The sequence below is a fragment of the Pannonibacter sp. XCT-53 genome, from assembly GCF_009915765.1.
GTDB classification, from domain to species: domain Bacteria; phylum Pseudomonadota; class Alphaproteobacteria; order Rhizobiales; family Stappiaceae; genus Pannonibacter; species Pannonibacter tanglangensis.
Map to the genome: position 1 here is coordinate 1 of NZ_JAABLQ010000006.1, position 5,890 is coordinate 5,890.

The 5,890-nt window shown below is 55.9% G+C and carries 3 tRNA genes and 3 rRNA genes; all 6 read right to left on the bottom strand.

Annotated elements, in window-relative coordinates:
• Positions 1–5 precede the first annotated feature (5 nt).
• Positions 6–82, bottom strand: a tRNA-Met gene (locus tag GWI72_RS19845).
• Between the two features lie 68 nt (positions 83–150).
• A 5S ribosomal RNA gene (gene rrf, locus GWI72_RS19850) occupies positions 151–265 on the bottom strand.
• 224 nt (positions 266–489) lie between these two features.
• Positions 490–3,209, bottom strand: a 23S ribosomal RNA gene (locus tag GWI72_RS19855).
• Between the two features lie 405 nt (positions 3,210–3,614).
• Positions 3,615–3,690, bottom strand: a tRNA-Ala gene (locus GWI72_RS19860).
• Positions 3,691–3,865: 175 nt separating this feature from the next.
• Positions 3,866–3,942, bottom strand: a tRNA-Ile gene (locus GWI72_RS19865).
• A gap of 211 nt (positions 3,943–4,153) precedes the next feature.
• Positions 4,154–5,634 (bottom strand): 16S ribosomal RNA (locus GWI72_RS19870).
• Together the 16S, 23S and 5S rRNA genes with 3 tRNA genes alongside form the textbook arrangement of a ribosomal RNA operon.
• Positions 5,635–5,890 lie beyond the last annotated feature (256 nt).

Here is a 5,890-nt window from a genome sequence, read left to right on the forward strand (position 1 = left end):
GATTTTGGTTGCGGGGGCAGGATTTGAACCTGCGACCTTCAGGTTATGAGCCTGACGAGCTACCGGGCTGCTCCACCCCGCGTAGGGTGTATGGGGAGGATTTTTGTCCTCGGAGCTTTGAGTGTTGAAGAGTTTGTCTGCGCTTTGCAGGCCTGGCAGCGACCTACTCTCCCGCGTCTTGAGACGAAGTACCATTGGCGCTGGGGGGTTTCACGGCCGAGTTCGGAATGGGATCGGGTGGGGGCCCCCCGCTGGGGCCACCAGGCCGGCGAAGCGCAGACATTGAGGAACTGGTCTTGTTTCAGCGGAATGCTGATCGATGTTTTTTGCGTTTTGTGGTCGCATTTTGAGCGTCCGCAAGGGACGTGACGAACCTTTGGTTCGCAAGCGCGACGCGCGCCGGCCGTTAGGCCGCCCTCCCGGAGGGGCAGGCGTTAGCCGTGCGCCCCGTGAGGGATTTCAGAATGGAATGGACATTGATTAATGAGAGTGATCAAGCCGGACGAGCTATTAGTAAGGCTCAGCTTCACGCGTTGCCGCGCTTCCACATGCCTCCTATCGACGTGGTGGTCTACCACGGCTCTTCAGGGAGAACTCGTTTTGAGGTTAGTTTCCCGCTTAGATGCTTTCAGCGGTTATCTATTCCGAACATAGCTACCCTGCACTGCGGCTGGCGCCACAACAGGTCCACCAGAGGTTCGTCCATCCCGGTCCTCTCGTACTAAGGACAGATCCTCTCAATTCTCCTACACCCACGGCAGATAGGGACCGAACTGTCTCGCGACGTTCTGAACCCAACTCACGTACCGCTTTAAATGGCGAACAGCCATACCCTTGGGACCTGCTCCAGCCCCAGGATGCGATGAGTCGACATCGAGGTGCCAAACAACCCCGTCGATATGGACTCTTGGGGGTCATCAGCCTGTTATCCCCGGCGTACCTTTTATCCGTTGAGCGATGGCCCTTCCACGAGGGACCACCGGATCACTATGGCCGTCTTTCGACTCTGCTCGACTTGTCAGTCTCGCAGTCAGGCAGGCTTATGCCATTGCACTCGACGAGCGATTTCCGACCGCTCTGAGCCCACCTTCGCGCGCCTCCGTTACCATTTGGGAGGCGACCGCCCCAGTCAAACTACCCGCCACACACGGTCCCGGATGCTGTTACATCGCGGTTAGATATCCATGACGACAAGGGTGGTATTTCAAGGATGACTCCACGAGAGCTGGCGCCCTCGCTTCGACGTCTACCACCTATCCTACACATGTCGACACGAATACCAGTGTGAAGCTGTAGTAAAGGTGCACGGGGTCTTTCCGTCTGACCGCAGGAACCCCGCATCTTCACGGGGAATTCAATTTCACTGAGCCTATGCTGGAGACAGCGGGGAAGTCGTTACGCCATTCGTGCAGGTCGGAACTTACCCGACAAGGAATTTCGCTACCTTAGGACCGTTATAGTTACGGCCGCCGTTTACCGGGGCTTCAATTCGGAGCTTGCACACCTCCTCTTAACCTTCCGGCACCGGGCAGGCGTCAGACCCTATACGTCGCCTTGCGGCTTCGCAGAGCCCTGTGTTTTTGATAAACAGTCGCCACCCCCTAGTCTGTGCCCCTCCTGACTGGTTGCCCAGTCAGAAGGCTCCCTTCTCGCGAACTTACGGGAGCAATTTGCCGAGTTCCTTCAGCATAGTTCTCTCAAGCGCCTTGGTATGCTCTACCAGTCCACCTGTGTCGGTTTCGGGTACGGTCTATACGCGGGGGCTATTTCCTGGAACACCTTCACCGCATCCCCAATCCAGTAAGGGGATACGATACACGGCATTCGTCACCACCCGCAGGCTGCAGAATATTAACTGCATTCCCATCGACTACGCCTTTCGGCCTCGCCTTAGGGGCCGGCTAACCCTGCTCCGATTAACGTTGAGCAGGAACCCTTGGACTTTCGGCGAGCGGGTCTCTCACCCGCTTTGTCGTTACTCATGTCAGCATTCGCACTTCCGATACCTCCAGGAGCCCTCACGGGTCTCCCTTCACTGGCTTACGGAACGCTCCGCTACCGCGCACTTGCGTGCACCCGCAGTTTCGGCACATGGCTTGAGCCCCGTTACATTTTCGGCGCGGAACCCCTTATTTAGACCAGTGAGCTGTTACGCTTTCTTTAAATGATGGCTGCTTCTAAGCCAACATCCTGGTTGTTTTGGGAGTTCTACATCCTTTCCCACTTAGCCATGATTTGGGGGCCTTAACTGGCGGTCAGGGTTGTTGCCCTCTTCACAATGGACGTTAGCACCCACTGTGTGTCTGCCGACTAGTACTCCTCGGTATTCGGAGTTTGGTTAGGATCAGTAAGACGGTAAGTCCCCATAGCCCATCCAGTGCTCTACCCCCGAGGGTATTCGGTCGACGCTCTACCTAAATAGATTTCGCGGAGAACCAGCTATTTCCGAGTTTGATTGGCCTTTCACCCCTAGCCACAACTCATCCCCGACTTTTTCAACAGGCGTGGGTTCGGTCCTCCAGCACGTGTTACCGTGCCTTCAACCTGGTCATGGCTAGATCACCCGGTTTCGGGTCTAATCCAACGAACTATGTCGCCCTATTCAGACTCGCTTTCGCTGCGCCTACACCTACCGGCTTAAGCTTGCTCGTTAAATTAAGTCGCTGACCCATTATACAAAAGGTACGCTGTCACCCTTGCGGGCTCCAACTGTTTGTAGGCATCCGGTTTCAGGAACTGTTTCACTCCCCTCGTCGGGGTGCTTTTCACCTTTCCCTCACGGTACTTGTTCACTATCGGTCGACAAGGAGTACTTAGGCTTGGAGGGTGGTCCCCCCATGTTCAGACAGGATTTCACGTGTCCCGCCTTACTCGAGGACTTAAGTTCTTTCTACCCGTACGGGGCTATCACCCATGTTGCCCGACTTTCCAGACGGTTCCGGTTCTTAAACTTAAGCCACTGGCCTGGTCCGCGTTCGCTCGCCACTACTAGCGGAGTCTCTGTTGATGTCCTTTCCTCCGGGTACTGAGATGTTTCAGTTCCCCGGGTTTGCTCCCTTGCGGGTACTCCATACGGAGTGGGTTGCCCCATTCGGAAATCGCCGGATCAAAGCTCATTCGCAGCTCCCCGACGCTTATCGCAGCGTATCACGTCCTTCATCGCCTCTTGTCGCCAAGGCATCCACCAAATGCCCTTAAGACGCTTGATCACTCTCATTATCGATGTCCATTCCATGTTTGATCACCAGCCAGCCCAAGGCCAACCAGTGCAAACAGGTCATCGATTTTAAGACCAGTTTCTCGAGGCTCTTTCAACGATCCGCGCGGTCAAGTGCGGAACCATCGCTTTCGCAACGTCCAGGCACAAGCCCGGAGCCGAAAGAACCTTCTCTTCAACGATGTCAAGAACAGGCCAGATCTCGTCGATCCGGCAAACCCTAATTTCTTCAGGATGATAAAGGGAGCAGCCCAAAGCCGCTCAACCAGTGAGTGATCGATCAGGTCACCAGTCCAAACCACCAGGACCCATCGTCCGGCACGTTTGGTGGAGACACCCGCGAGGGCAAAGCCCGAGCAAAGCAAAAATGTCGGCTGTCGTAACCAAACCGAAGGTTTGGTGGAGACAGACGGGATCGAACCGACGACCTCATGCTTGCAAAGCACGCGCTCTCCCAACTGAGCTATGTCCCCATTTTTGCACATCACGCGGCCACGCTGTCCCTCACATGAAGCTTGTCGCTTCATGATCAGGCTGCCGCGGCGCGCCTTGCGCTTGCAAGCCTGCCGGCTTGGACCAGCGCAACCCTCACAGTTCAGACTTGCGTCTGCCTGCTGTGAAGATGCAAACACCACCGAACCGAAGGTTTGGTGGGCTGAGGAGGACTCGAACCTCCGACCTCACGCTTATCAGGCGTGCGCTCTAACCACCTGAGCTACCAGCCCATCAGCCTGTCCAGCGGACCGGAGCTGACTACCCGGCATCAAGCGCAGCGCTTGCCCCAGGTGGCGAACCACTCAATCATCCTTGAAGAAAGAGAAACGAAGGCGGCGTTGTTCCGCGCTCTTGAAGCGACCGGACGTGATCTCGTCCGATCTTGTGTTCCAAGTGAACCAGATGATCCGTGCAAGCACGAACCAGAAGGTTCATCCTTAGAAAGGAGGTGATCCAGCCGCAGGTTCCCCTACGGCTACCTTGTTACGACTTCACCCCAGTCGCTGACCCTACCGTGGTCGCCTGCCTCCTTGCGGTTAGCGCAGCGCCTTCGGGTAAAACCAACTCCCATGGTGTGACGGGCGGTGTGTACAAGGCCCGGGAACGTATTCACCGCGTCATGCTGTTACGCGATTACTAGCGATTCCAACTTCATGCTCTCGAGTTGCAGAGAACAATCCGAACTGAGACGGCTTTTTGAGATTAGCTCCGGGTCGCCCCTTCGCTGCCCATTGTCACCGCCATTGTAGCACGTGTGTAGCCCAGCCCGTAAGGGCCATGAGGACTTGACGTCATCCCCACCTTCCTCTCGGCTTATCACCGGCAGTCCCCCTAGAGTGCCCAACTGAATGCTGGCAACTAAGGGCGAGGGTTGCGCTCGTTGCGGGACTTAACCCAACATCTCACGACACGAGCTGACGACAGCCATGCAGCACCTGTCCTGGCGTCTCCGAAGAGAACCCCCGATCTCTCGAGGTAGCACCAAATGTCAAGGGCTGGTAAGGTTCTGCGCGTTGCTTCGAATTAAACCACATGCTCCACCGCTTGTGCGGGCCCCCGTCAATTCCTTTGAGTTTTAATCTTGCGACCGTACTCCCCAGGCGGGAAGCTTAATGCGTTAACTGCGCCACCAAATTGCATGCAACCTGACGGCTAGCTTCCATCGTTTACGGCGTGGACTACCAGGGTATCTAATCCTGTTTGCTCCCCACGCTTTCGCACCTCAGCGTCAGTACCGAGCCAGTGAGCCGCCTTCGCCACTGGTGTTCTTCCGAATATCTACGAATTTCACCTCTACACTCGGAATTCCACTCACCTCTCTCGGCCTCCAGACTTCCAGTATCAAAGGCAGTTCCGAGGTTGAGCCCCGGGATTTCACCCCTGACTTAAAAGTCCGCCTACGTGCGCTTTACGCCCAGTGATTCCGAACAACGCTAGCCCCCTTCGTATTACCGCGGCTGCTGGCACGAAGTTAGCCGGGGCTTCTTCTGCGAGTAACGTCATTATCCTCCTCGCTGAAAGAGCTTTACAACCCTAGGGCCTTCATCACTCACGCGGCATGGCTGGATCAGGCTTGCGCCCATTGTCCAATATTCCCCACTGCTGCCTCCCGTAGGAGTCTGGGCCGTGTCTCAGTCCCAGTGTGGCTGATCATCCTCTCAGACCAGCTACGGATCGTCGCCTTGGTAGGCCTTTACCCCACCAACTAGCTAATCCGACGCGGGCCAATCCTTTGGCGATAAATCTTTCCCCCGTAGGGCTCATGCGGTATTAGCAACCGTTTCCAGTTGTTGTTCCGCACCAAAGGGTATGTTCCCACGTGTTACTCACCCGTCTGCCGCTCCCCTTGCGAGGCGCTCGACTTGCATGTGTTAAGCCTGCCGCCAGCGTTCGTTCTGAGCCAGGATCAAACTCTCAGGTTAAACAAAAGTTCAATCACAGGCACCTCAATCGCTGCATAAAGCACTCAAAGTCCCGCAATCGCTTCTCAGCGCTCGCGAACTTGACAGAGACTGTTTCAAACCCATCACTGAGCCCGAAACGTCTTCCTTGCTTCTACAGAAAGTAGCGTACCTGCCGTAACTCTTGCTCCGCGCCAGGCCCCTCTCGAGACCCAGCCGCGCAAGAACAACGCCGGCCACGCTTCCCTTCCTTCAAAATCCTAATTGTCAAAGAACC